This is a genomic window from Gemmatimonadaceae bacterium (genome assembly GCA_020851035.1).
Classification (GTDB): Bacteria; Gemmatimonadota; Gemmatimonadetes; order Gemmatimonadales; family Gemmatimonadaceae; genus JACMLX01.
In genome coordinates, this window is sequence record JADZDM010000012.1 from 14411 (window position 1) to 39515 (window position 25105).

General features: G+C 70.5%; 16 protein-coding genes. 11 read left to right on the forward strand and 5 right to left on the reverse strand.

Annotation, left to right across the window (positions count from 1 at the left end; genetic code table 11):
- Positions 1-3 precede the first annotated feature (3 nt).
- On the reverse strand, positions 4-8328 hold the full coding sequence (locus IT355_09060) for a hypothetical protein (GenBank protein MCC7053405.1): 8325 nt from the start codon (positions 8326-8328) through the stop codon (positions 4-6).
- A 317-nt stretch (positions 8329-8645) separates the two neighbouring features.
- Between IT355_09060 and IT355_09065 the strand changes: the two genes are divergently transcribed.
- The 7 genes from IT355_09065 (at position 8646) to IT355_09095 (ending at position 14241) form a co-directional block, all read left to right on the forward strand.
- Positions 8646-9710, forward strand: coding sequence for a hypothetical protein (locus tag IT355_09065; protein MCC7053406.1), 1065 nt, complete (start codon positions 8646-8648; stop codon positions 9708-9710).
- Positions 9711-9943: 233 nt separating this feature from the next.
- Complete coding sequence (gene hemN / locus IT355_09070) at positions 9944-11344, forward strand: oxygen-independent coproporphyrinogen III oxidase (protein MCC7053407.1); 1401 nt, start codon at positions 9944-9946, stop codon at positions 11342-11344.
- Positions 11345-11351: 7 nt separating this feature from the next.
- Positions 11352-11966, forward strand: coding sequence for a bacteriochlorophyll 4-vinyl reductase (gene bchJ, locus IT355_09075; GenBank protein ID MCC7053408.1), 615 nt, complete (start codon positions 11352-11354; stop codon positions 11964-11966).
- Complete coding sequence (gene hemJ, locus IT355_09080) at positions 11963-12397, forward strand: protoporphyrinogen oxidase HemJ (protein ID MCC7053409.1); 435 nt, start codon at positions 11963-11965, stop codon at positions 12395-12397. The genes bchJ and hemJ overlap by 4 nt, the downstream gene beginning before the upstream one ends.
- Positions 12398-12488: 91 nt before the next feature.
- The gene (locus tag IT355_09085) at positions 12489-13259 is read left to right on the forward strand and encodes a GNAT family N-acetyltransferase (protein MCC7053410.1); all 771 of its coding nucleotides are present in this window, start codon (positions 12489-12491) and stop codon (positions 13257-13259) included.
- The gene (locus IT355_09090) at positions 13252-13803 is read left to right on the forward strand and encodes a GNAT family N-acetyltransferase (protein MCC7053411.1); all 552 of its coding nucleotides are present in this window, start codon (positions 13252-13254) and stop codon (positions 13801-13803) included. Before IT355_09085 ends, IT355_09090 begins: the two co-directional genes overlap by 8 nt.
- 84 nt (positions 13804-13887) lie before the next feature.
- The gene (locus IT355_09095; protein MCC7053412.1) at positions 13888-14241 is read left to right on the forward strand and encodes a CZB domain-containing protein; all 354 of its coding nucleotides are present in this window, start codon (positions 13888-13890) and stop codon (positions 14239-14241) included.
- Between the two features lie 38 nt (positions 14242-14279).
- Here the strand turns inward: IT355_09095 and IT355_09100 are convergent, their stop codons facing one another.
- The gene (locus IT355_09100) at positions 14280-14798 is read right to left on the reverse strand and encodes a GNAT family N-acetyltransferase (GenBank protein ID MCC7053413.1); all 519 of its coding nucleotides are present in this window, start codon (positions 14796-14798) and stop codon (positions 14280-14282) included.
- A 261-nt stretch (positions 14799-15059) separates the two neighbouring features.
- On the opposite strand from IT355_09100, the gene IT355_09105 reads away from it, so the two are divergent.
- Positions 15060-16448: an O-acetylhomoserine aminocarboxypropyltransferase/cysteine synthase gene (locus IT355_09105; GenBank protein ID MCC7053414.1), complete on the forward strand. Its 1389-nt coding sequence runs from the start codon at positions 15060-15062 to the stop codon at positions 16446-16448.
- Between the two features lie 173 nt (positions 16449-16621).
- Here IT355_09105 and IT355_09110 read toward each other — a convergent pair whose 3' ends face one another.
- From IT355_09110 to IT355_09120, 3 genes are read right to left on the reverse strand one after another with little or no spacing between them, the layout of a single operon-like run.
- On the reverse strand, positions 16622-17053 hold the full coding sequence (locus IT355_09110; protein MCC7053415.1) for a hypothetical protein: 432 nt from the start codon (positions 17051-17053) through the stop codon (positions 16622-16624).
- A gap of 48 nt (positions 17054-17101) precedes the next feature.
- On the reverse strand, positions 17102-18619 hold the full coding sequence (locus IT355_09115) for a sensor domain-containing diguanylate cyclase (protein ID MCC7053416.1): 1518 nt from the start codon (positions 18617-18619) through the stop codon (positions 17102-17104).
- Position 18620: 1 nt separating this feature from the next.
- Entirely contained in the window at positions 18621-19319 is a 699-nt protein-coding gene (locus tag IT355_09120) for a hypothetical protein (GenBank protein ID MCC7053417.1), read from the reverse strand.
- A gap of 193 nt (positions 19320-19512) precedes the next feature.
- Between IT355_09120 and IT355_09125 the strand changes: the two genes are divergently transcribed.
- The 3 genes from IT355_09125 (at position 19513) to IT355_09135 (ending at position 25022) form a co-directional block, all read left to right on the forward strand.
- On the forward strand, positions 19513-20724 hold the full coding sequence (locus IT355_09125; protein MCC7053418.1) for a hypothetical protein: 1212 nt from the start codon (positions 19513-19515) through the stop codon (positions 20722-20724).
- 78 nt (positions 20725-20802) lie between these two features.
- Positions 20803-23676: a hypothetical protein gene (locus tag IT355_09130; GenBank protein ID MCC7053419.1), complete on the forward strand. Its 2874-nt coding sequence runs from the start codon at positions 20803-20805 to the stop codon at positions 23674-23676.
- A complete protein-coding gene (locus tag IT355_09135; protein ID MCC7053420.1) occupies positions 23676-25022 on the forward strand; it encodes an amidohydrolase family protein in 1347 nt (448 codons plus the stop codon). The genes IT355_09130 and IT355_09135 overlap by 1 nt, the downstream gene beginning before the upstream one ends.
- The last annotated feature ends 83 nt before the right edge of the window (positions 25023-25105 follow it).

Consider the following 25105-nt stretch of genomic DNA (forward strand, 5'->3'; position numbering starts at 1 on the left):
GCGCTACCCCTCCACCGGGTGCGGCTCGACCACGACGAGATGCGCCGCGCCGTCGTCCACGAGCGGAATCTCGCCCTGCGGGTGCGGGATGCTGTCGATCGTCACCCGCGCTCCCTGCGTGCGCACGAGCGATGGCCGGCGGACCTCGATGTGGTAGGTCGTCGTGCCGAAGCGGTAGTCGACGGTGAACGTCGGCCATGCCGCCGGTACGCAGGGGACGACGCGCAGCCGGCTGCCCTCGCGCTGCAGCCCCAGGATGGACTCGAGCCCCACGCGGTACATCCAGCTCGCCGACCCGGTGTACCAGGTCCAGCCTCCGCGCCCGACGTGCAACGGTGACGTGTAGACGTCCGCCACCACCACGTATGGTTCCACCTTGTACCGCGCCACACCGGCAGCGGAGTCCGTGCGCGTGAGCGGATTCAGCATGGCGAACAGCTCGAATGCCCGGTCGCCCTCGCCCTGCATCGCGGTGGCGAGCACGGCCCACAGCGCCGCATGCGTGTACTGCCCGCCATTCTCGCGCACGCCCGGCACGTACCCGCGAATGTACCCGGGATCATCCTCCCCCTTGTCGAAGGGCGGCGTGAGGAGCTGGATGATGCGGTCGTGCTCGCGGATGAGCTGGTCCTGCATCGCCGACATCGCCAGCGCCGCCCGGTCCGGCGGGGCAGCACCGGAGATCACCGCCCAGCTCTGCGCGATGGCATCGATGCGACACTCGGCGCTCGACGCGGAACCCATCGGGCGGCCGTTGTCATAGTAGGCGCGCCGGTACCACGCACCGTCCCAGCCGCCCTCCTCGGCGGCCGCCGCGTATGCGTCCGCCTGCGCCCGCATCCACGCTGCCTCGGGACTGTCCCCGCGTGCGTCTGCCAGCGCCGCGAAACTGCGCAGCGTGCGGATCAGGAACCAGGCCAGCCACACGCTTTCGCCGCGGCCCTCCGCACCCACCAGGCTCATGCCGTCGTTCCAGTCCCCGGTGCCGATCAGCGGCAGGCCGTGCGCCCCCGTGGTGCAGGCGCGACGCAGCGCGCGCCGGCAATGCTCGTAGACGCTCCCATGCTCCTCCGTCGGGTGCGGCAGGTCGTAGAGCTCGTGCTCGCCCTCCGCGAGTTCCCGCATTGTCAGGAACGGGACATACTCCTCGAGGAGCGAGCTGTCGCCGGTGACCGTGACGTAGTGATGCACGACGTACGGCAGCCACGCGAGGTCATCGGAGAACCGCGTCCGCACGCCGCGCCCGCTGTGTGCGTGCCACCAGTGCTGCACGTCGCCCTGCACGAACTGTCGCGCGGTGGCGCGCAGGATGTGCTCGCGGGCCACCCCCGGCTCGGCGTGGAGGAGCGCCATCGTGTCCTGGAGCTGGTCGCGGAACCCGAACGCGCCGCTGCTCTGGTAGAGGCCCGTGCGCGCCCACATCCGGCAGCCGAGCGCCTGGTACAGCGCCCACTTGTTCAGCATCGCATCGAACGCCGGGTCCGGCGTGGTCACCCGCACCGCGGAGAGACGGTGCGCCCAGGCCTCGACGCTGGTGGCGATTGCCGCCGCGGCGGCGGGTGCCGGTCGCAGCGTCCGGAGCAGGTCCCGCGCGCGACCCTCGTCGGAGGCCGCGCCGAGCAAGACGGTCACCTCGCGGGTCTCGCCGGCGGCGAGCAGCACGGTGCATTGCAGCGCCGCGCACGGATCGAGTCCCACCCCGTTGGCGCCGTCGAGCGCCTTCCGCGACAGCCCGGCCGGTGCGGCGAGGCGGCCGTTGCGACCCAGGAACCCGAGGCGGTCCGCCGTGAAGCTCGCGACCGGCTCGCTCACGGACAGGAATGCCGTCCAGCTGGCGAAGAGCGGGTCGAAGTGGTTGAAGGCGAAGATGGCCTGGTGCTCGGCCACGTACCGCGTGCGCACCTGGTGCTGCGAGCTGTCGCGCCGCGCACCGAGCGTCCACTCGGCGTAGGCGGTGACCGTGATGCGGCGGGGGTGCGCCGTCGTGTTGGTCAGGGACAGCGTCGAGACCTTGACGGCCGCATCGGTCGGGGTGCCGAGCCGCAGCGTGGTGCACACGCCATCATGGTCGTGCTCGAACGTCGATGCGCCCGGTTCGTGCAGCACGCGATACGTGCCGTCGCCGTCCACCGGCGCCGGTGTCGCGCTCCAGAGGTCGCCGGTCTCGTCGTCCTGCAGGTAGATCGCGTCGCTCACCGGATCGCAGACAGGATCGTTGTGCCAGGGGGTGAGCCGGTAGAAGTAGGCGTTCTCCGCCCACGTGCACCCTGCGCCGCGTTCCGTGACCAGGAAGCCGCCGTGCGGATTGGCGATCACGTTGGCCCACGGAGCCGGCGGCAGGTGCCCGTTGCCCACGGTGATGCGGTAGTTGTCTTCCTGATCCAGTCCGCCGTAGCCGTTCGCGAACCGGAGCGTTGGAGCGCGGCGTTCGACGGCCACCGGCACGGTGCGGGTCCGCGCGGACCGTGGCATCAGCGGCTCCACCAGCGGACGCAACGCGGAGACGATCGAGGCCAGCGGCCCGGCACGATCCTGCGCCGGCACCAGCGTGGCGGGCGTGGTGCGCTCGATCGAGCGCGTCGTGACCACCGACGGCAGGAGGGTCGGTACGTCGATCGTGCTCGCGTCCGCGTTGGCGAGCACGCGAGCCAGCGATCGCCCGTCGCAGGTCACCTGGACGCGGGCGCTGGCGGAGAGCAGCAGGAGGTCCTCGGCGCCGAACAGCTCGCGGCGACGGATGAAGACGCCGCCGGCTCGGTCCATCAGCGAGGCATCGTCGGCGGCGACGGTCGCCTCCGTGATCGCGTCGCGCAGCTCCTGCAGGTAGTCGTAGGCGTGGGCATTGATCACCACCAGGTCCACCGTCAGTCCGCGCTGGCGCCAGTACCGGTGCGCCACGAACAGCTCGCGCAGCGTCGGCAGCCCCTCCATCCGGTCGATCGTCGCCAGCACGATCGGGTGGTCGCCGGGAATGCCGTGCGCCCAGAGCAGCGGCTGCGAGCCACGGCTCCGGCGCAGCTCGTCGTGCGGCGGCGCCAGCGAGCCACCGAGGTAGAGCAGCTGGGTGGCGATCTCCTGGAACACGGCGGCGTTGGCCGGCGTGATCCCTTGCTCGCGCAGCTCGATCTGCGTCGACGTCCAGGCGAAGTCGAGGGCGCGCTGCGCAGCATGCGAGTCGTGGTAGCGGCCGGCGAGCTCGAAGGCGCCGGCGCGCGTGGTCGCCACGAGGGTCGTGAACGCCACGCTCACCGACTGGCCCGGTGCCACGTGCACGCGGGTGCGCAGCGAGAGGATGGGGTCCAGCACCGGGCCGGTGGTGCCCGGCAGTGGTCCGCGGGCCGCCATCGCGGCGGGCGCGCGAAGGGTGCGGCCGCGGCCGATGAACCGGGCGCGGTCCGTCTCGCAGCTCACCTCGCCGATCCGCTCGCGACCCGCGTCCACCACGTGCACGCACCAGAGCGGCACCTCCGCGTGGCTGCGTGGGCGCCGGGCGGCGGTGAGTGCGGTGCACCACCCGTGCCACTCGGTTTCCATGAACAGGTTCGAGAACGCCGGGTGCGCCGCGTCCGACGCCTGCGTGTTCATCACCACCTCGGCATAGCTCGTGAGCTCGATGTCGCGTCCTTCGCGCCCGAAGTTCGTGAGGGTGACGCGCCGGACCTCGGCGGAGTCCGCCGGGACCACGGTGATCTCGGTGCGGGTCTCGATGTCGCCATCCATCCGGCGCAGCGTGACGCGGTCCGACGCCAGCCAGGCGTGGCTCGAGTCGGCGGGATGCCCGACCGGCTGCTGGGCGGTGGACCAGGTGGTGCCGGTGGTCAGGTCGTGCACGTAGCAGAACTGGCCCGCGTCGTCACAGGTGCTGTCGGCACGCCAGCGGGTCACGGCGATGTCGCGGTAGCGGCTGAATCCGCTGCCGTTGTGGTTCAGCATCACCGTGTAGGGCACGGACCCGAGCAACGCGATGCGGGGGGCCGACACCTGTTGGGTGTCGACCTCGCGCACCACTGGCCGGTCCGCCTCGACCTGCGGCCGCACGTCATCCGGCGGCGTGGCTTGCGCCGGCTGCATCACCAGGCGTCGCGGCACGGCCTCGTGCAGCAGCAGCTCCACCGCCTTCACCATCGCGTCGGCGTGGAAGCGCTCCTGCCAGATGTCGGCGTGGAGCACGTTCGTGAAGGCCACCAGTGACATCCCGACGTGGTGCGCGAAGTACGACCGCACGAAGGCCAGCTTTTCGCCGGGCGCCGGCCGCGTGTAGTCCAGCGCGTCGCAGAAGCCGTAGTCGCCGAGCGCGCCCATCGACTCCAGCGCGCGCAGGTTGGCGAGCGCGCGGCCAGGGGTCACCAGCGTTGCGAGCGCCGTGGCGTACGGCGCGATGACGAGGTCACGCGCCAGCCCGCGCTTCAGGGCGAGGTCGGGGATGCCGAAGGCGCGGTACTGGTACGTCTGGTGGCGGTCGCGGATGTTCCAGGCACTCTCGCTGATGCCCCACGGCACCCCGCGCAGGCGGGCGTAGGCGATGTGCCGGGCGATCACCGCGTCGTACGTCTGCGCGAGGAGCGTGTGGGGCAGGGAGCGCATCACCAGCGCCGGCATCAGGTACTCGAACATGCTGCCGCTCCACGACACCAGCGCCGTCTCGCCGACGGTGCGGCTCAGCGCGCGCCCCAGGCGGAACCAGTGCTCGATCGGCACGTCGTTCCGCGCGATGGCGATGAAGCTGGCCAGCCGTGCCTCCGAGGCCAGGAGGTCGGAGTACGACTCGTCCGGCGTGAAGCTCTCGGGGTGGTACCCGATGGTGAACAGCTTCCGCTCGGCGTCGTAGAGGAACGAAAACTCCATCTCGTTCACGAACGCCCACGCGTCGCCAGCCAGCTGCAGCAGGCGCGGCTGCAGGGCCGGTTCCGCCAGACCGTAGGCGAGGCAGGCCTGGCGCAGCGCCAGCAGGTGGCCCGCGATGTTGCCGCTGTCCACCGTGCTGACGTAGTGCGGCTCGAGCACCTGCAGCGTCTCGAGGTCGTACCAGTTGTAGAAGTGCCCGTGGTAGCGGCGCAGCGTGGCCATCGTCGCCATGGTGCGCTCCAGCCGCGCGGTCATCTCGGCCGGCGCGATGAGCCCCAGGTCACACGCGCTCACGGTCGCCAGCAGTTGCAGCCCGATGTTCGTCGGCGAGGTGCGCATCGCCACCACCGTCACCGGCTCGGTCTGGATGTTGTCGGGGGCCAGCCAGTGCGTCTCCGCCGTCACCAGCGCATCGAAGAAGTGCCAGTGCACCGCCGCGTACTGCGCGACCGTGGCCCGCATCGCGTCGGTCAGCGGCCGCCGTTCCTCCATCGTCGGCCGGCTGAGGCGCGCCATCAGCCAGGGGGCCAGCATCCAGCCCGTCACCAGGAGCGCCATCAGGAAGGCCACGAACTGGAGGGACCGCAGCTCCAGTCCCATCGCCCGCTGCCGCGCGACCCCGTTCCACGTCACGAGCAGCATCGTGACCGCCACGAACGCCAGGCTGCCGCGCATCGCGCGCCAGGTGGCGCCCCCCACGTCGGTCACGCTGCGCTGCACCAGCTGGGCCGACTGCCACTCCAGCAGGTGCCGTCGCGAGACCAGCAGGCGGTGGAGCGTGCGCACGATGGCATCGGCAGACACGAGCGCCTGGTGCGGCAGCGTGACGACCGCCACGATCGCCTGGTCCAGGCTCACGGCGGCGTCCTGGAGCACCGCCTCGTAGTAGGCACGCCACGACTTGTCGCGCGGCGGGCGGAGGGCGGCCAGCAGCAGCGCCGTCGCCCACGGCGCGACGATCGCGCCCAGCCCGAGCAGAGTCCAGCGCAGCATCGAGCCGGGCAGGATCGTCCAGCCGCCGAGCAGGAAGAGCAGCTGCGACAGCTCCACCGTGCTGCGCCGGAGGTTGTCGACGATCTTCCAGCGCGACACCAGCGACAGCCGGTTGCGCTCCGGTCCCGCCGGCCCCGGCACCGTGCGCCGCAGCCACGGCAACAGCTGCCAGTCGCCGCGGATCCAGCGGTGCTTGCGCCGCGTGTAGGCCACGTACGTCGTGGGATAGTCGTCGTACACGATGACGTCCGACGCCAGCCCCGCACGGGCGTAGTTCCCCTCGATCAGGTCGTGCGAGAGCAGCATGTTCTCGGGGAACCGGCCGTGCGTGGCCGCCTGGAACAGTGCCACGTCGTAGATCCCCTTGCCGGTGAACGTGCCCTCGCCGAACAGGTCCTGGTACACGTCCGAGACGGCCGTCGAGTACGGGTCCACGCCGGGATGCCCCGACGCGATCGCCGCGAAGCGCGAGCGATGGGAACTGGGCAGCGCGACGCCAACGCGTGGCTGCAGGATGCCGTAGCCGCGGCGCACGCCGCGCGCCGGATCGTAGACGGGGCGGTTGAGCGGGTGCGCCATCGCCCCGATCAGGGCCGGTGCGGCGTCGGGGGGGAGGATCGTGTCGGAGTCGAGCGTGATCACGTACGTCACGCCGCGCAACGCCTCGGTGTCGCCGGCGCGGACGGTGAACGCCCCTGTCTCCTCGCCGCCCACCAGCCGGTTGAACTCCGCCAGCTTGCCACGCTTGCGCTCCCAGCCCATCCAGGTGCCCTGGGCCCCGTTCCAGCGGCGCGGGCGGTGCAGCAGGTGGAACGGCCCCGACCCGCCCGCCTCCGGGCCATGCCGCGCGTTCAGCGCTGCCACGCCGTCCACCGCCGCCGCCACGATGGCCGCGTCACCCTCGCGGTCCTCCGTGGCGGCATCGGTGAAGTCGCTGAGGACCGCGAAGTGCAGGTGCGTCTCGCGGTTGGCGAGGAACTGCACCTCCAGCATCGCGAGCGCATCGTGCACGTCGTCGACGGTGCCGAACAGCGTGGGAATCACCACCGCCGTCCGGTACGCCTCCGGCACGCCGGTGCGGTCCAGGTCCAGCCGCGGCAGGATGTGCGGCGGCAGGAAGGCCGTGATCAGCTGGTTGAAGACCGTCACGGCGATGTCGAGCGCCGGCAGGAACGCGAGCAGCAGCAGCAGGAGCAGGGAGGGCCGCATGCCGGGCTCCGTCAGGAGCAGCACCGTCAGCGTGGCGAGTGTCGCCAGCAGCGCCAGCCCACCCACGAACACGCGGTTCGCCTGGGTGTGCACCCCGCGCTCGATCCGTTCCAGCAGGGTGGGGGAGTAGCCGGCGATGGCCTCGAGCTCCGGCAGCCCCTCGTCCACCAGCCAGTATCCCACGTGCGCGCGGATCCCGGCCGGCACCTCGCTCGCGACCGTCGGGGCGCGCAGGCAGAGGTCGATGGCCCACTGTGCCACCGATGCCTCGCGATGGCGGGTGCCCTTGGCGATCCGCTCCACCGCGTGCCGGTACGAGTCGCGGGTGGCGAAGGTCATGAGTGCGTAGTGCCCCGAGGGGTCGGTGCGCAGCACGGCCTCCATCACGCTCTGCTTCTCGACGAAGTGCCGCCAGTCGCGGCGCCCGATGTCACGCAGGCTGGTGATGCTGTTCGCCATCATGATCTGCGTCAGCGTCACGCGATGGGCGGACTGCGCGGCGGCGGTGTCGGGACTCACGCCGCCATCACGCATCCAGTGCTCCAGCCACGCCAGCGGCGGCGAGGCGCCCTCGGCCTGCCGCAGCAGCTGCAGGAACCGCGACACGAAGTGCGGTGTGAGCTCGTGGCCGGCGTCGGCGAAGGTGCGCAGTGCATCGCGCAGCGCGGTGCCGCCACGCGCATTCGCCTCAAGGATCCGGTCCGACCAGAGGGCGGCCAGCTCGATCTCGTCCAGCCGCTGCATGGTCCGCAGCGTCATGCGGCGGACGCTCTCGATCAGCCCGAGGCGCAGCATCGCCGGCATGGCCCACAGCTCGCCGAGCGAGAGTGGGGTCACGCTCTGGAACGACTCGACGTAGAGGTCCACGTTGTCGAGGTCGATGCGCGCTTCCGTGTGCGAGATCAGCGAGATCGCCATCTCGTACACGCGCGGGTACCCCGTCATCGGACCGCTCGCCAGCTCCGGCAGCTCGCGATAGTAGCCGCCGGGCAGGCTCGATCGCACCTCCTGCAGGTGCTCGAGCACCACGTGGAAGTTGTCCAGCAGCCATTCCGCCGCGGGACCGGCGTCGGCGTTCATGGCGGCCGCGGCCAGCAGCCGGGTGTGGGCATCGCGCAGGATCTCGCGGGTCTGCGCCAGCCGCGCCAGGAGGCGCGCCGGTCGCAGTGGCCCGCGCGTCGCCGCCAGGCGCTGGCCACGCGCGAGGGCCCGCGCCCGCGCCGCGAGATGTTCCGCCCCGAGCAGCTCACCGCCGATCGGCCCGGTGAGCAACTCGTCCACTGCTTCCGCTCTCGAACGTTCGGCTCTGCTGCTCACCTGTGAAGCGTCACTGGCATCTTGTCGTCGTTCAGGGAAATGCGCAGCGACGGGCGGACCCGTGGCCACGGCGCACAGGATGGCTGCGTGTGCGCGCTCAGGCGGTATTTACCGAAGCCGGGTCGCCACACCGAACTCCGCCTTGCACCGTGAATGCAACGTATGTCGTCACGCCGCGTGGTGTGGTGCCGCGCGCGTGCGGCTGCCGCAGCGTGCTCGAGTGCATGCGCACGGCGACCGGCCGGCGCGGCACGCCGTGATGTACTAGATTATTTCCTGCAATGCGTCGATTGGGTTCCCTCCGTGTCCTCGCGCTCGTGCTGGCGTGCACGGCCGTGCTGACGGCGCCGGTGCTGCCGCAGGCCGTGCCGCTGCACACGGTGCTGTTGCGTCATGGCGTGCGCATCGACTCCGCACAGCTGGCGACGATCGAGGATGGCAGCGCCTTCGTGCGAGTCCTGCCCACCACCGACGGGCGTGACGTGAGCGTGATCGGCGCAGTCCGGCTCGGTGTCTCGCGCGACCTGTTCCTGCGCCGCGTGCACGACACGCGCGCATGGCTGGACGCACCCACGCGCTCGCGCTTCGGCATCTTCTCCGATCCCGCCGGCGCCGCCGACGTCGAGGCCGTGACCGTCACCTCGCAGGACCTGAAGGACCTGCGCAAGTGCCGGCCCGGTGACTGCTCGACGAAGCTCCCCGCCAGTGCCATGCAGCGGCTGCACGACGAGGTGGACTGGTCGGCGCCGGACGTGCATGCGCAGGTGAACGCGCTCGCCAGGCGTCGCCTCGTGAGCTTCGTGGAGGAGTACCGCGACCATGGCAACGCGTCGCTGCCCACCTACGACGACCGGCCGCCGGTGCGTGCCAGCGAGGCGTTCCTCGCCGTCCTGGCGCAGTCCGCGTACCTCAACCAGACCGTGCCGGCGCTCGCCGCGTACTTGCGCACCTTCCCGCGCGGACGCCCCGCCGGCGTCGCCGACGTGCTGTACTGGTCCGAGGACGTGGTGCCACGGTTGCGGCCCATCCTCAGCGTGACCCACAGCGCCGTCATGACCCCGCCGGAACTCGGCGGCACGACCATCATCGCCGCCAAGCAGATCTACTCGAATCACTTCTTCGAGGCGGCGCTCGAGGTCATCAGTGTCAACGACCGCGAGGTCGCCGGGACGGCCGACGGCTGCTGGATCGTCATCGAACGCCGCTACCGCTTCGACAACCTGCCGCGCGGCGGCATCCTCAACGTCCGCGGACGAGCCGTCGACGGCCTGCGCGATCACCTCCTCGCCGACCTGCGCCGCGAGCGCGCCATCAGCGTCCGTTCGACGGGCCGCGCCGAACCCTGACCGCCGCCGTCCGGCGGTGGAGCAGGTCAGGCCCTGCCGGACCACCACGCCCGCCGCCGTCAGCGGTTGCCTGACAGGCCGCGTTCTTTTGCCTTATGGCATGTCTGGCGATTCGAGTGCAAGCTCGTGGTGCAGCAGTGCATGATGTTCTGTCGGTGTTTCAGCACCGGTGACCTGTCGGTTCCGGGCGGTGGAGCCATGCACTCACATGAAACTGGATGAGGAGCCGACCCGTGCGCGTTGACCCATTCGAGGACGGCCTGGACCCTGTCGGCGGCCGGTTCGTCGTGCCGCAGGTGGATCCGGCGCTGTTGGACCGGTATGACGTTTCCGTGCCGCGCTACACGAGCTACCCGGCGGTGCCGGACTGGAATGGCGCCTTCACGCGCGACGCGTGGCGGCAGCACCTGGGGACGCTCAACGGCAGCACCGACTCGCTGGCGCTGTACGTGCACCTGCCATTTTGCGCCTCGCGCTGCCTGTACTGCGGCTGCAACGCCACCGTGACGCGGCGTGCCGAGGTCGTCGACCGGTACCTCGATCGCCTGCAGGTGGAGATCGACCTCCTCAGCGAGTCGATCGGCGTGGCGCCCCGCGTGGCCGAGATGCACTGGGGCGGCGGCACGCCGAACTTCCTCGACGAGCGCCAGACCGAGCGGCTGTTCACGATGCTGCGTGGCGCCTTTCCGATCGATGCCCGCACCGAGTGCTCGGTGGAGGCGGATCCGCGGCTCGTCAGCCGCGCGCAGCTCGACCAGTATCACGCCCTGGGCTTCAGCCGGATCAGCTTCGGTGTCCAGGACCTGGACGCCGTGGTGCAGCATGCCATCGGGCGGATCCAGCCCGAGGCGCTGGTCCGGGACGTGGTCGCCATGGCGCGTGCGGCCGGCTTCGGGGGCATCAACCTCGACCTGATCTACGGCCTGCCGGAACAGACGGCGGCCAGCTTCGCACACACGGTGAAGGAGTGCCTCTCGCTCGCGCCGGACCGGGTGGCCTGCTTCGGCTATGCCCATGTACCCTGGATGCGTGCGCAGCAGAAGCGCATCGACGAGCGCGCCCTGCCGCGCGGCGTGACCCGCTTCGCCCTCTTCCGCGACGCCGTCGAGCAGTTCGTCGGTGCCGGCTACGAGTGGCTCGGCATCGATCACTTCGCGCTCCCGAACGATCCGCTGTCGCTGGCCGCCGAGGCGGGACGGCTGCACCGCAACTTCATGGGCTACACCACCCGCGTCGGCGAGAACCTGCTCGGCATCGGCACCAGCGCCATCTCCGAGGTGAACGGCTGGTACGTGCAGAACACGCCGGAACTGGGCGGGTGGCAGCGCGACATCGACCTCGGCCAGCTGTCGATCGCCCGCGGCCACGTCCGCTCGGTGGACGACAGCAACCGTGCCGACGCCATCACGCACCTCATGTGCAACGCCGAGCTGCCGTTCGACATGTTCGTGGGCGACATGTTCGAGCTGGTCGATCGCTTCGAGGCGTACGCCACCGATGGCCTGGTGGAGTTCGAGAGTGACCGGGTGCGCGTCACGCCCCTCGGCCGGTTCTTCCTCCGCAACCTCTGCGCGACACTGGACGCGTACCGGGTCAACACGAGTTCCACGTTCAGGTTCTCCCGCGCCGTCTGAGCGCGCCATGTCCGCCACGGCACTCCCCGGGCACGGCGCCCCGGCCCGCATCGGCCCGAACACCATCATCCAGGTGGCGGGCGTGCTGCGGGACCGGCTCAGCCAGTCATTCGCCGAGGCCGTGCTGCGGGAGGGGACGCCCTACACCCTCGACACCATGCCCCACGACATGGTCGACGAGCGTGAGGCGCTGGGGATGGTCCGGGTCCTCGTCCGCCGCGTCGGGGCCACGGCCGCGGTTTCCGTCCTGCGTGAGGCAGGCTATCGTACTGCCGACTACCTGCTGGCGAACCGGATCCCCTCCGTCGCACAGTGGATCATCCGGGCGGCACCGCGTCGCATCGGCCTGAAGATCCTGCTCAAGGCGATGTCGGCCAACGCCTGGACCTTCGCCGGCAGCGGGACGTTCCGGGTGATCGCCGCCGCCCGGACCCCCGAACTGGTCTTCGAGTCATGCCTCATGTGCCGCGACATGCACGAGGATCAACCCATGTGTGACTTCTACGCCGGCACCTTCGAGCGGCTGATCCGCGTCCTCGTGGCGGACGAGGTCCGCGTGTCGGAAGTGGAGTGCATGGCGCAGGGCGGCGCACGCTGCCGGTTCCAGCTCCACAACCTGTGACGGGGCAGGGCTACCTCTGGCTCAAGGCCTGGCACGTCATCGCCGTCATCGCCTGGTACGCCGGCCTGTTCTACATCTTCCGGCTGTACGTCTACCACGTGCAGAAACGGGACGATCCCACCGTGACCGCCACCCTCGAGGTCATGGAGCGCCGGCTCATCCGGGCGATCATGAACCCGGCGATGGTGATCGCGATCGGACTCGGGATCGCGATGCTGGTCGTGAATCCGTCGCTGATGCGCATGCCGTGGATGCACGCCAAGCTCGGAGCAGTGGTGTTCCTGCTGGGCTACCACGGCCTGGCGTCGTGGGTGCGCAAGCGCTTCGCGGAAGGGAAGTACGTCCTCAGCGAAGTGCAGTGCCGCTTCATCAACGAGGTCCCGACGCTGCTGCTGTTCGTGATCGTGATCGCGGTGATCGTCCGCCCCTGACCCCGCCCGTGCGCCTGGGGAGCCCCGGCGCAGGATCGCGCAGGCCGCCCGCCTGGCTGCCGGCGGCCATGTCCCTCGACCCGAGCACCGCATGGACGCACTCGTTGCACTCGCCCGTCGCCTCGAGCGCGCGCAGGCGGCGCAGAATGACCGCCTGACCCGTGCCGCAGGCGGACAGAGCATGCCGCTGGGCGGCGGCTTCGCGCACTGTCGCGGCGAGGGGCATCCGCTCAACCAGGCGCTCGGCCTGGTGGCCCCGGTCCGCGAGGATGAACTGGCGGCGGTGGAGGCGGTGCTGGGGGCCGGCGGCTTCCCGGTGGTGCTCGAGGTCAGCCCCGCCGCCGACGCATCGCTCTGGCCCCTGCTCGCCGCTCGCGGGTATCGCGTCCACCAGTTCCAGCAACTCCTCTCCCGTCCGCTCGATTCCACGACGCCGCAGCCGCCGGCAGTGGACGTGCGCCCGGTCCCCGTCGACCAGGCCGACCTCTTCAACCGGCTGGTCTTCGCCGGCTTCACCGACAACGACACGTGGCGGGAGTCCCCATCGCCGTTCGCCATGCCGCTCGATGTCGATGGCATCTCGGCCGTGATGGCCTTCGTGGACGGGGAACCGGTCGCGGGTGGGGTGCTCGGTATGGTCGATGGGGTCGCGCTGCTCTCGGGCGACGCCGTGCTCCCGGCCGCGCGCGGGCGCGGGCTCCAGAAGGCGCTGATCGCGGCGCGATTGCACACGGCCAGGACCGCCGGCTGTGACATCGCCTGCGCCAGCACGGCACCGTCCACGGCCAGCCAGCGCTCGTTCGAGTCGTGCGGATTTCGCGTGACCTACCCCAAGCTCGAGATGGCGCGGGGCGGTGACTGACGCCGTTGCCGCGCCGATCGCCCGGATCACCTTCCGCGCCCTCGCGCTCGACGACCTCCCCATGCTGCAGGCGTGGGTCCGCCGGCCGCACGTCGCGGAGTGGTGGGATGACGACACCTCGCTGGAGGCCTTGCGGGAGTACTACGGGCCGTCGATCGCCGGTGAGGAGCCCGGCCGCCAGTTCATCGCGATGCTGGACGGCGAGCCGATCGGCTTCATCCAGCACTACCGGGCCGTCGACTGTCACGCTGACGGCTGGTGGCTCGCGGAGAACGACCCGGGTGTGTTCGGGATCGACCAGTTCCTCGCGGAGTCCGGCAGGCTCGGTCAGGGCCTTGGCACCGCCATGATCTCTGCCTTCGTGCGGACGATACTCTGTGGGCCTGGCGTCACCCGCATCCAGGTCGACCCCGATCCGCGCAACGCGCGTGCGATCCGGTGCTACGCGAAGGTCGGATTCAGGGAACAGGCGGTTGTCCGCACGCCGGACGGCGACGCACAGATGATGTATCTCGATCCACAGCGGGCTCAACCTTCCACCTGAATGGACGACACTCAGATCGAACCAGGGTACCGGGCATCGCACGGATGCCACAGCCCTGCCCATGCCGCCAGTGGAGTACCGAGAGTGGACCTGAACAGTGCGATCACGGCTCATGCACAATGGCGTACACGGTTTCGCGCGGCGATCATCTGCGGTGACCAGCTCGACGTGGCATCGATTGCCAAGGACAACAGCTGCGCGCTGGGCAAGTGGCTGCATGGCGATGCGCGCACACTCTACGCCGGACAGACCGCCTTCGGGCTGCTGCTGACGCAGCACGCACAGTTCCACGCGGAGGCCGCGAAGGTGGCGGCTGCGATCAACGCGAAGCAGTTCGAGCAGGCGAGCGCACTGCTCGACCCGCCGTCCGGGTTCGCGACGGCCAGCGTGAAGGTGGAGGCTGCGATCCGCAGGCTGCAGGAGACGGCGAAGGTCTGAGGCTGAAGCGTCGGCGCGTGTCCCCGGGGCATGCGCGCTCAGCCGGTCCGGTAGAGCCGGACCGGCTGTGTGTCTCCCGGCATCGTCACGCTGCCGTCGGCGACGAAGCCCAGGCGCTCGAGCAGGCGGATCGAGCGCGCGTTGTCGGGTTGCACGATCGCGAGCACCTGCGTGAGCCCGAGTGTCGCCGCACCGTAAGCGAGTGACGCCTGCGTGGCCTCGAAGGCATACCCCTGGCCCTCGTAGGCGGGCAGGAACGCGAAGCCCAGGTCCGCGTGCGGCAGCGCATCGCGGCGGACGAACCCGCACAGCCCCATCACCGCGTGATCGGCACGGCGCTCCACGAGCCACAGGCCGTACCCGTGGTCACGGTACGCCTGACGGTAGCGCGTCTCGGTGAAGTGCTCCGCCTCCGCCGTCGTCCGCACCTGGCGGTCGCCGATGAAGCGCAGGAACGACGGCTCGTTCAGCAGCGCACGGATGAAGTCGGCATCCGACGGCACGAGTTCGCGCAGGCCGGTGCGCGCACTCGTGAACAGGTAGCGGTCGTCGTGCATCGGCGGGCTCGTGTGACGGGTGTCGGGGCGGGGACTTGACGTGCCGGCAGGGCACGGGGTACAGTACTCGCACAATCGAACGAACGTGGTCATTTGCCGCCTCTTGCCGCCACGCAAAACAACGAGCTAAAACGCGAGTGCCCGGCGGCCTCCAGCTTGCCGGGCCTTGTTGTATGCGGAGTGGTGCACCCCGAGGTGCGCCGCGTCCGCACTGCGACTCGCTGACCGGGCGGCAGCACTCATTCGCCCCGGAGGGCGATCATGACGACCCATGCTGCCGGTTCCCCCCCCGCACCCCTCGGCCTGGGCACGCGCGCCGTGCACACCGGCCAGGAGCACGCCGACACGGCCACCAACGCCCGCGCCGTGCCGATCTACGCCACCACGTCGTACGTGTTCGATGACCCGAAGCACGCGGCCGACCTCTTCGGGCTGCGCACCTTCGGCAACATCTACTCGCGCATCATGAACCCCACCAACGACGTGTTCGAGCGGCGCATCGCCGCACTCGAGGGCGGGGTGGCGGCGGTGGCCACCGCCAGCGGGCAGGCGGCCCAGACGCTCGCGCTGCTCAACCTGGCGCAGGCCGGCGACGAGATCGTGGCGTCCACGTCGCTGTACGGCGGCACCTACGCCCTGCTGGCGCACACGCTGCCGCGACTCGGCATCACCACCGTCTTCGTGGATCCGGCGCGCGGCCCGCAGGCCTTCGCGAATGCCATCACGGACCGCACCCGTGCGGTGTACGTGGAGACCATCGGCAACCCGAGGCTCGACGTGCCGGACTTCGAGGCGCTGGCCGCGGTCGCGCACGCCGCCGGCGTCCCGCTGGTGGTGGACAACACCTTCGGCACGCCGATCCTCTGCCGCCCCATCGAGCACGGCGCCGACATCGTCCTCCACTCGGCGACCAAGTGGATCGGTGGCCACGGCACGGCGATCGGCGGTGTCGTGGTGGATGGCGGCACCTTCGACTGGCGCAAGGCGCCGCGCTTTGCCGCGCTCTACGCCACGCCCGAACCGGCCTACCACGGCCTCGTCTTCGGCGACGCCTTCGCGGCGGTGGACCTCGGCAATGGTCCGGTGAATGCCGCCTTCGCGCTGCGGCTGCGCGTGCTCCTGCTGCGCGACATCGGCGCCGCACTCTCGCCGTTCAACTCGTTCCTGCTGCTGCAGGGACTGGAGACGCTGCACCTGCGCATCGAACGGCATGCCGCCAACGCGCTCGCGGTCGCTCGGCACCTCGAGGCCCACCCGGCCGTCGCGTGGGTGCAGTATCCTGGCCTCGCCTCGCACGCCACCTTCGCGCTCGCCTCGCGCTACCTCGCCGGCGGCTTCGGCGGTGTCCTCACCTTCGGCGTGAATGCGGGTGAGGACGCCACGGTCGAGGAGCAGGAAGCGGCCGCGCGCCACGTCATCGGCTCGCTGCGGCTCTTCTCGCTGCTCGCGAACGTCGGTGATGCGAAGAGCCTCGTCATCCACCCCTGGTCCACCACGCACGAGCAGCTCACGGAGGGTGAGCGGCTGGCCGCCGGTGTGACGCCGGACCTGATCCGACTCTCCGTCGGCATCGAGGACCTGCGCGACCTGCTCGCGGACCTCGACCGCGCCCTCGCGGCGATCCCCGCGCCGGTGCTCGCGGCAGGCTGAGCCCCGGATCGCCGGCCTGCCGCGATGAACCCGACGGTGGTAGGTGCGTCGGGCAGGGCGAACCGCCCCCGAAGGGGGATTCGCGTGCAGTGCCGGGTGGCGGTGGCGCAGGAACGAGGACGGCCGGCCCCGGGGGAAGGGGCCGGCCGTCGTGCACTCCAGGCGTGACGCGCCTACTCCGGCCGCTCGTCGGGGCGCGAACGCCGCAGCTCGTCCATCATCCGGTCGATGTGTTCGTTGCCCTCGTCGGCCTCGGCCAGCTCGGGGTCGACGGCATTCGGCTCCAGCTCGCGCAACTGCTCGTACATCGCGATCTCGCTGTCCACGTCCATCGGGTAGAGGCCGATGCGGATGGTCGACGTCGTCTGGCGGCGGGCCCACGCCAGCGCGTTGATCGCACTCTGCACGCGCTGCTGGTGGTACAGGTGGCCGGCCTCGTCGAGTGGCTGCTCGCGCAGGTGCTCGTCGCGACGCGCCTGGAACTGCACCACCGCGTGCCCGATCAGCGTCACGACCAGGTCGTCGGGGGCATTGAACTCCATCGGGTCCATCGGCGAGAACGGGCCGTCCGGTCCGCCCATGATGTCGTCGAGCCAGTCCGCCATGTGCGCCTCGTCACGTGAGCAGGGAACCGGGAGTCCGGGACAGCAGCCTTACATGACCTCCACGCCGCGCTCCGCCACGACGATGCGGTTGCGGCCCATCTCCTTCGCGGCGTACAGCGCCCGGTCGGCGTCCAGCAGGAGCCGGTCGATCTGCTGACCCACGAACGTTGCCACGCCAACGCTGATCGTCACCGACACGTTCCGCCCGTCGCTCACCGGGATCGCGATCGCCGCCACCGACTCGCGCAGGCGGTCCACGATCCGGAACGCCGACTCCTGGTCGGTCAGCGGCATCAGCATCGCGAACTCCTCGCCACCCAGCCGGCCGATCACGTCATCCGAGCGCACCGCCGAGCGGCACGCGGCACCGATCGCCATCAGCACCGCATCCCCGACCGCGTGCCCGAATTGGTCGTTGATTGGCTTGAAGTGGTCAATATCTATCATCGCCAGCGTCAAGGGCTGCTCAGCTCGCCTCGCCGCCGCCGCCAGCCGGTCCAGCTCCTCCAGCAGGTGCCGCCGCGTCGAGAGCCCGGTGAGGTCGTCCACGTTCACCAGCATCGCCATGTCCGCCGCATACCGGTCCGCCCGCTCCTTCTCGTCCAGCAGGTCCGCCTCCAGCTGCGAGCGCTGCGCCATCGCGGACCCGATCGGCAGCGCCGTCAGGAAGAGCACGGCCAGGTTGAGCTGGAAATTGAAGACCTTCAGCGTCACCTCGTACGGGGAGCTCGCCACCGCCGCCGCCGCCGCCGCCGTGCCCACCGAGCCGAGCACCGCCACGATGGTGGTGGACATCGCCGCCCCGAACGGGCCGAGGCGGTACGACGCCAGCAGCACCGTCGGCATCACCAGGAACTGCACCGGTGGCGCCTGCGGTGAGTACACCGCCACCGACACGAGCACCACCGCCGCCATCACCAGCGTCGCCTCGGCCTGCGTCCGGCCCGCCAGGATGATGTCCGGGCCATGCTTCACGAGGTCGTGCACGATGATCGCGATCGGCATCACCACCAGCAGCCCGAGCAGGTCGCCCAGCACCCACTTGATGAAGATCGTGGTGAATGGCGCGTGTGCGAGCAGCATCGCCGACGTCGCACTCAGCGCCCCCGCCACCACCGCCGCCACGATCGACGCGAGGATCAGCACCACCACGTCGCTCGAGCGCTGGAAGAGCAGCCGCTGGCCGGTCCGCCGCCGGATGATCGTCGCCGCGATGAGCGCCTCGGCGAGGTTCGCGAGCGTGATCGAACCGGCCGCCAGCACGGAGTTGCCATTGTAGATGTTCGCCGCGAGGCTGCCGAGCAGGCCCGCCAGCAGCACGTCGCCCCAGCGCTTCCGCGTGGTGAGCATCAGCGCCGCCACCAGCATGCCGTTCGGCGGCCAGAGCGTGGCCACGTTGCCTGCCTGCCGGCTGATCGCCAGGCCGCCAAGCGCCGTGGCGAAGTAGCCCAGCGCCAGCAGACCGAGGATCAGGAAACGCCGCGACACCGGCGGCGCCACCGACACGGTCGCGCCGCTCGGCGTCAGCGCGCCAAGGGAGGAGGGAAGGTGGGTGGGAGCGCTCACGTCACCCGATGTGCTGGATCGTGTAGCCGCGTTCCTGCGCCCGGTTCACGGCCACGATCCCCGCCGGCACAAAGTGCGAGCCGGCGTGGGCCGACGCCCGCAACTCGGCCACCACGCGCTCCAGCGGCAGCGTGTGTGCCTGCGCGATCATCGTCGCGTAGGCGCGGAGTGCCATCTCGCAGACGGCGAACTGCACGCGCCGGCCGATGGCGTCGGTGAACGTGTGCTCGCGGTTCGGCAGCGCGAGCCCGTAGCCCTTCGTCAGGTAGACGTTGATCGTCGGTGCCGCGCTCGTCTTCGGGTCGAGGAACCGGCTGCGCTCCGAGAACACCGCACCGTACTTCGCCCACATCGCGTCGGAGAACGCCAGTGGCGTGGCCCAGTGCCGCAGGCAGATCACCACCGCATTGTCGGCATCGGCGAGCTGGTAGCCCGCGCGGCTGGCGACGAGGAAGTTGGTGGTGAACTGCAGCGCCTCGCCCGCGCCGAGTGGCGTCAGGGCATCGAAGAAGAAGCGGTGCTGGCCCGGGATCTCGTCGAGCCAGTCGTCCTGGGGGTGCCGAGTCGGTTGCCACGGACCGGCGGACGGGGCCGCCGCCGCGGCGACCGCGGTCGTCCCACTGAAAGCGGCAATCCCTGCGGCGAGCCGGGCCATGAACGACCGGCGCGCGAGGGGGGACTGGGACGGCGAGGACGACATCAGGACCGGGTGGCGGTGAAGGTGAGCAGAACGTAACAAACGCACCCATGCACGGCGCGCACCAGAGCCCGAACGGGTGAAGCGCCGGTCCATTCTCGTTGACCGGGCCCGGCCCAGGCGGCAGCTTCGACGCCTACCCCTCACTCTGCAGATGATGAGAATCCACTATCGATGCGGCGCCGCATTCGCCGTCATGGCGACCGTCGCCGGCGCGTGCACACCGTCCCGCGAGGTGGCAACGCCAACGCAGCGTCTCGCGATGACCCCGCTCGACGCGCCCGGGATGGTGAATGGCGCGGAGCCGTTCGTGAGTCCTGCCGGTGGTGACTCGGTGCTCCTGAGCTGGCTCGAGCGTGGCCCAGATTCCGTCACCGTCGCCATGCGGCTGGCCGTGCTCGATGCCGCCGGTCACTGGAGTGCACCGCAGGATGTCATCCGGGCATCGGACCTCTTCGTGAACTGGGCGGACTTCCCCTCCGTCGTGAGGCTGCCGGGGGGCCGGCTGCTGGCGCACTGGCTGCAGCGTAACGGGACCGGCAAGTACTCCTACGATGTGCGGCTGGCCAGCTCGGGTGACGGCGGCGTGACCTGGTCGGCGCCGACCATTCCGCATGACCCCGGTGTACCGGCGGAACACGGTTTCGTGACACTGCTCGCGCGCGCCGACTCCTCCGCTGACGTCCTCTTCCTCAACGGAAGCGCGACACCCCCTGGGACCGAGGAAGGAAAAGGCCCACCCATGCGCCTCGGCCACAGCCGGTGGCCCGTCGATGGCGCCGCGGCGCCCGACGCCCTGCTCGACCTGCGCACCTGCGACTGCTGCCAGACCGCGGCGGCGCAGACCGCCCGGGGCCCGGTGGTCCTGTACCGGGACCGGAGCGAAGGCGAGGAGCGCGACATCAGCGTGATCCGATTCGTCGATGGCGCCTGGACGACGCCGGCCCCGCTGCACGCCGACGGATGGATCATCAAGGGCTGCCCGGTGAACGGGCCGGCGGTTTCCGCCCGTGGCGACACGGTGGTGGCCGTCTGGTACACGGGCGCGCGGGACACCGCCCGGGTGCAGGCGGTCTTCTCGGTGGACGCCGGCGCCACCTTCGGCGCCCCCGTCCGGATCGACCAGGGAGCGCCCGAGGGGCGCGTCGACGTCGAGCTGCTCGACGGCGGCAGCGCATTGGTGACCTGGATCGAGCGTGTGGGGCCGACGCGCAGCGAGGTGCGAGCGCGCCTGGTCGACGCACGCGGCATCGCCGAACCCGCGCTCACGATCGACGCCCCTGGCAGCGGCCGTGCGACAGGCTTCCCCCGCATGGCCCGTCGCGCCGACGGTGTGGCGCTCGCGTGGACCGTGCCCGGCGCCATCCCGAAGGTCCGGCTCGCGCAGCTGCACGTCGCCCCCCGCTGATCGCCGGCGCCCGGCACCCATCAGCGTCCGTCCCGCCTGCGGCGTACTCTCCGCAACCTCCGACCACAGCCCCGCCACATGCGACGACTCCCCGGTTTCGCTCCTGCCGCAGTCCTGCCGGCCCTGCTCACCCTGATCGCGACGCCACTCGCCGCGCAGCGCGGCGCGCAGGCGATCGATTCCGCCTACACGGCACGCATCCTCGAGCTCACCCCCACGCACCCGCAGCACAAGTTCATCACCGACCTGGTGGACTACCTGCCGGCGTCACGCACGGTGCCGACGCCGTTCCAGACGCTCGGGTACGTGCCGGGCACCATCGGCCGCCTGGCCTACAGCACCGAGGCGGTGAAGTACTACCGCGCCGTCGATGCGGCGAGTGACCGGGTCCAGGTGATCTCCCTCGGCCGGTCCGAGGAGGGGCGTGAGATGGTCGCGGCCATCGTCGCCGACGAGCAGACCATCGCGCACCTCGACGAGTACAAGGCCATCCTGCGCAAGCTCACCGACCCGCGCGGCCTCTCGGCCGCCGAGCGCGCGGACCTGGTGAAGAAGGGCAAGCCGATCTACCTGCTGAGCGGTGCGCTCCACTCGACCGAGACCGGCAGCCCGGAAGCGATGATCGAGATGCTCTACCGCCTCGCGGTGGACGAGGGAGAGCACATCCGGAAGATCCGGGAGAACGTGATCACCATGATCATCCCGGTGTGGGAGGTGGATGGCCGCGATCACTACATCGACTTCTACCAGCAGAATCGCCGGCTGAACCTCCCGGCGACTGCCGGCGTCGGCCTGCCGTACTGGGGCAAGTACGTCGCACACGACAACAACCGCGACGGCATGGCGCTCACCCTCGAGCTCACGCGCTCGTTCCTCAAGGCCTTCCTCGACTGGCGTCCCACCGTCACCCACGACCTGCACGAGTCGGTGCCGTTCCTCTACACCAGCACCGGCACGGGCCCGTACAACACGGAGTACGACGCGATCCAGATCGACGAGTGGTTCCAGCTCGCCTACACCGAGATCACGGAGCTCACCCGCCGCGGCCTGCCGGGTGTCTTCACGTACCAGTTCTACGACGGCTGGGCCCCGAACTACGGCCTCTCCATCGCCAACCTGCACAACTCGATCGGCCGTTTCTACGAGACCTACACCTCCAGTGGTGCCGATTGCGTCAACAGCGTCGCGCTCCCGCCCACGGCCACCACGGTGCAGTGGTACCGCCCGTCGCCGCCTGTGAACGGCATCCGGTGGTGCATCCGCTCGAACATCAACTACCAGCAGTCGGGTGTGCTGGTCGCCCTGCGCGCGGTCGCCGAGAACCGTGAGCGCTACCTGGAGAACGCCGTCACCAAGGCCGAGCGCACCATCGCGCGCGGCCGGCGCGAGGCGCCCTACGCCTTCGTGATCCCGAAGGGCCAGCGCCACGCCGCCGAGGCGGCCGACATGGTCAACCTGTTCCGTGCGCAAGGCACCGAGGTGCACGAGGCCAGTGAGGCCTTCACGCTCACCGCCGGCCGCGACACGGTGACGGTGCAGGCAGGGGACTGGGTCGTGAAGCTCGACCAGCCGTACACGCAGTTCCCGCGCACGGTGCTCGCGCTGCAGAGCTTCAAGCCCACCGATCCCCAGCCGTACGACGACACGGGCTGGACGATGGACCTGCTGCGCCACGTGACCACGCTGAAGATCGCCGATGCCTCCGTCCTCACGCGCCCCATGCGCCTCCTGTCGGCGGACGCCGTCGTCACCGGCACCGTGGCCGGTTCCGGGAACACGCTGGTGGTGCCGCACCTGGGCGACTGGCGCTCGTCGATCCTGCCCTGGAAGCTGGCCGGCGCGCGCGTCCGCGTCGCGGATTCGACCTTCGAGGTGTCGGGCCGCTCGTACCCCGCCGGCACCTTCCTCGTGGGCGATGCGCCAGCGGCGCGCAGCACGATCGCCGCACTCGGCATGGGTGCCGCGGCGACCGGTGACGTGACCGTCGCGTCCCATGCCATCGCGCTGCCCCGCATCGCGATCATGCATTCCTGGACCTCCACGCAGGACGAAGGGTGGGTGCGCTACGCCTTCGACCGGCTGGGCGTGCCGTACACCGGCATCTCCGAGCAGGAGATCCGGGCGCCCGGCGTGCTCGATCGCTTCGACGTGGTGATCTACCCGCACGTGGGCGCCAACGCCGCCACCCTCCTCAATGGCCGCTCGATGGCCGGCCCGCCCGTGCCCTGGCGCAAGTCGGCGGAGACGCCGCAGCTCGGCAGCGTGGACGAGACCGACGACGTCCGCCCCGGCATGGGACTCGACGGGCTGCTGGCCCTGCGGAAGTTCGTCGAGCGCGGTGGCCTGCTGCTCACCGAGGGCGGCACGTCGCGCTTCGTCGCCGACATGGGCTTCCATGCGCAGGTCTCGGCCGTCGAGACGCCGACGCTCCGCGCCCGAGGCGGCGTCTTCCGCGGTGAGGTCGTCACTGCCGCACACCCGATGCTCTACGGCTACGATCGCCGCAGCTTCCCGCTGTTCTTCTCGCAGGCCCCGGTGCTGCAGGTTGGCGCCGGTGGCGGAGGCGGTGGTGGAGGCGGTGGAGGTGGTGGGGCAGGGGCCGCGACACCGGCCGGCCCCGCGATGGGGATCGGCGGCCGGCCGGTGGATCCGGCCGTTCTCGCCGAGATCGACCGTCTGCGCGCGAAAGTCGTGGTGCGATGGGCCAGCAGTGCCGACTCGCTCCTCATCTCCGGCCTGATCGCGGGCGCCGGCGAGATGACCGGCAAGGCCGCGGTGATCGACGCCCCGGTGGGTGCCGGCCACGTGATCCTGATGGGCACTCGCCCGTGGTACCGCTGGCAGAACCAGGGTGCGATGGCCCTCGCCTTCAACGCCATCGCGAACTGGAACGCGCTCGGTCGAAGCGTGGCGCCGGCACCGGCGCGTCCGGCCGGCCGGGGCAGCCGCTGATGCACACCGCACGCCGCGCCGTCGCACTGCTGCTCTGCGCGCTGGCCGGCGTGCGGGCCACCGCCGGAGCCCAGGCCCCACCGCGCGTCACCATGGCGGTGGTGGGCGGGCGGATCATCGATGGATACGGCGGTCCCGTGATCGAGAACGGCGTGATCCTCGTGGCCGGTGACCGCATCGTGCGCGTCGGGCGCGAGGGCGAGGTGGCGGTGCCGGCGGGCGCCACCGTCATCGACGCCAACGGGCACACCGTGCTGCCGGGCCTGATCGACATGCACGTGCACCTGCACATCCTCGGGCACGGTGACTACAAGCGGTGGGATGACCTGTACGGCACGAAGGACGCCACCGAGGTCATGCCCATCGCGGCGCGACAGCTCCTCATGGCCGGTGTCACCACCGCGCGCGACCTCGGTGCCCGGCTCGACGACATCCTCTCCGTCAAGCGCCGCATCGCCAGCGGAGAGATTCCGGGCCCGCGGCTGTTCGTCACCGGGCCATTCATCCAGCACGCCGCTTACGAGCGGTACGAGGAGGCCTTCCGCTGGGGGGTGACCGGTGCCGAGGACGCGCGCCGCAAGGTCACCACGCTGCTGGATGCCGGCGTGGACCAGATCAAGCTCATCGACCAGGACCAGATGACGGATGCCGAGGTGGCTGCCGTGGTCGAGACCACGCACCGGCGCGGTCGCCAGGTCGTGGCACATGCACACCGCATGGAGGAGATCCGCGTCGGGCTGAAGCACAACGTGGATGACTTCGAGCACACCGGGCTGGGCACCGCGCCAGGGTATCCCGAGGACATCCTGCAGGCGCTCCGCCAGCGGAACTCGGCGCTGTACTGGACGCCGACGATCTCGCCGCTGTACACGATGTACCACACCGGCAGCCTCTTCCCCGAGCGCATCGACGACCCGGCGTGGCACGAGTTCATGCCGGAACCGATGTGGCGCGAGATCCGGCAGTCGCTCGACCAGATCCCGCACCTCGGCTACTACGCCCTCTTCCCGTCCCGCATCCCGCTGCTGCCGGCGAAGTTCGCGCAGCTCCGCCAGGCAGGGGTGCGCATGATGATCGGCACCGACGCCGGCATCCCGAGCATGTTCCACAACGACGCCACCTGGCGCGAGATGGTGAAGTGGGTGGAGCTCGGCGTCAGCCCGATGGAGACCATCCAGAGTGCCACCCTCTGGCCCGCACGATTCCTGCGCAGCGAGGCGAGCTTCGGCGTGCTTGCCGCCGGCCGCATGGCGGACATCATCCTCGTCCGTGGCGATCCGCTGACAGACATGACGGTCATGCGCGACGTGAAGGTCGTGATCCAGTCCGGCAGGCGCGTCAAGTAGTCACCCCACACCGCACTCCCGGACGTCCGCCCCGTCAGGTCGCAGTCACGTGCGCACACTGCGCCCGCTTTGCGTCTGTGCGC

What these genes read in the sequence shown, in the direction of transcription:
- IT355_09130 (MCC7053419.1), top strand. Translation starts at nt 20,803, where the DNA reads ATGCGACGACTCCCCGGTTTCGCTCCTGCCGCAGTCCTGCCGGCCCTG.
- IT355_09065 (MCC7053406.1), top strand. Translation starts at nt 8,646, where the DNA reads ATGCGTCGATTGGGTTCCCTCCGTGTCCTCGCGCTCGTGCTGGCGTGC.
- bchJ (MCC7053408.1), top strand. Translation starts at nt 11,352, where the DNA reads ATGTCCGCCACGGCACTCCCCGGGCACGGCGCCCCGGCCCGCATCGGC.
- IT355_09135 (MCC7053420.1), top strand. Translation starts at nt 23,676, where the DNA reads ATGCACACCGCACGCCGCGCCGTCGCACTGCTGCTCTGCGCGCTGGCC.
- IT355_09085 (MCC7053410.1), top strand. Translation starts at nt 12,489, where the DNA reads ATGGACGCACTCGTTGCACTCGCCCGTCGCCTCGAGCGCGCGCAGGCG.
- IT355_09120 (MCC7053417.1), bottom strand. Translation starts at nt 19,319, where the DNA reads ATGTCGTCCTCGCCGTCCCAGTCCCCCCTCGCGCGCCGGTCGTTCATG.
- IT355_09100 (MCC7053413.1), bottom strand. Translation starts at nt 14,798, where the DNA reads ATGCACGACGACCGCTACCTGTTCACGAGTGCGCGCACCGGCCTGCGC.
- IT355_09125 (MCC7053418.1), top strand. Translation starts at nt 19,513, where the DNA reads ATGGCGACCGTCGCCGGCGCGTGCACACCGTCCCGCGAGGTGGCAACG.
- IT355_09105 (MCC7053414.1), top strand. Translation starts at nt 15,060, where the DNA reads ATGACGACCCATGCTGCCGGTTCCCCCCCCGCACCCCTCGGCCTGGGC.
- IT355_09110 (MCC7053415.1), bottom strand. Translation starts at nt 17,053, where the DNA reads ATGGCGGACTGGCTCGACGACATCATGGGCGGACCGGACGGCCCGTTC.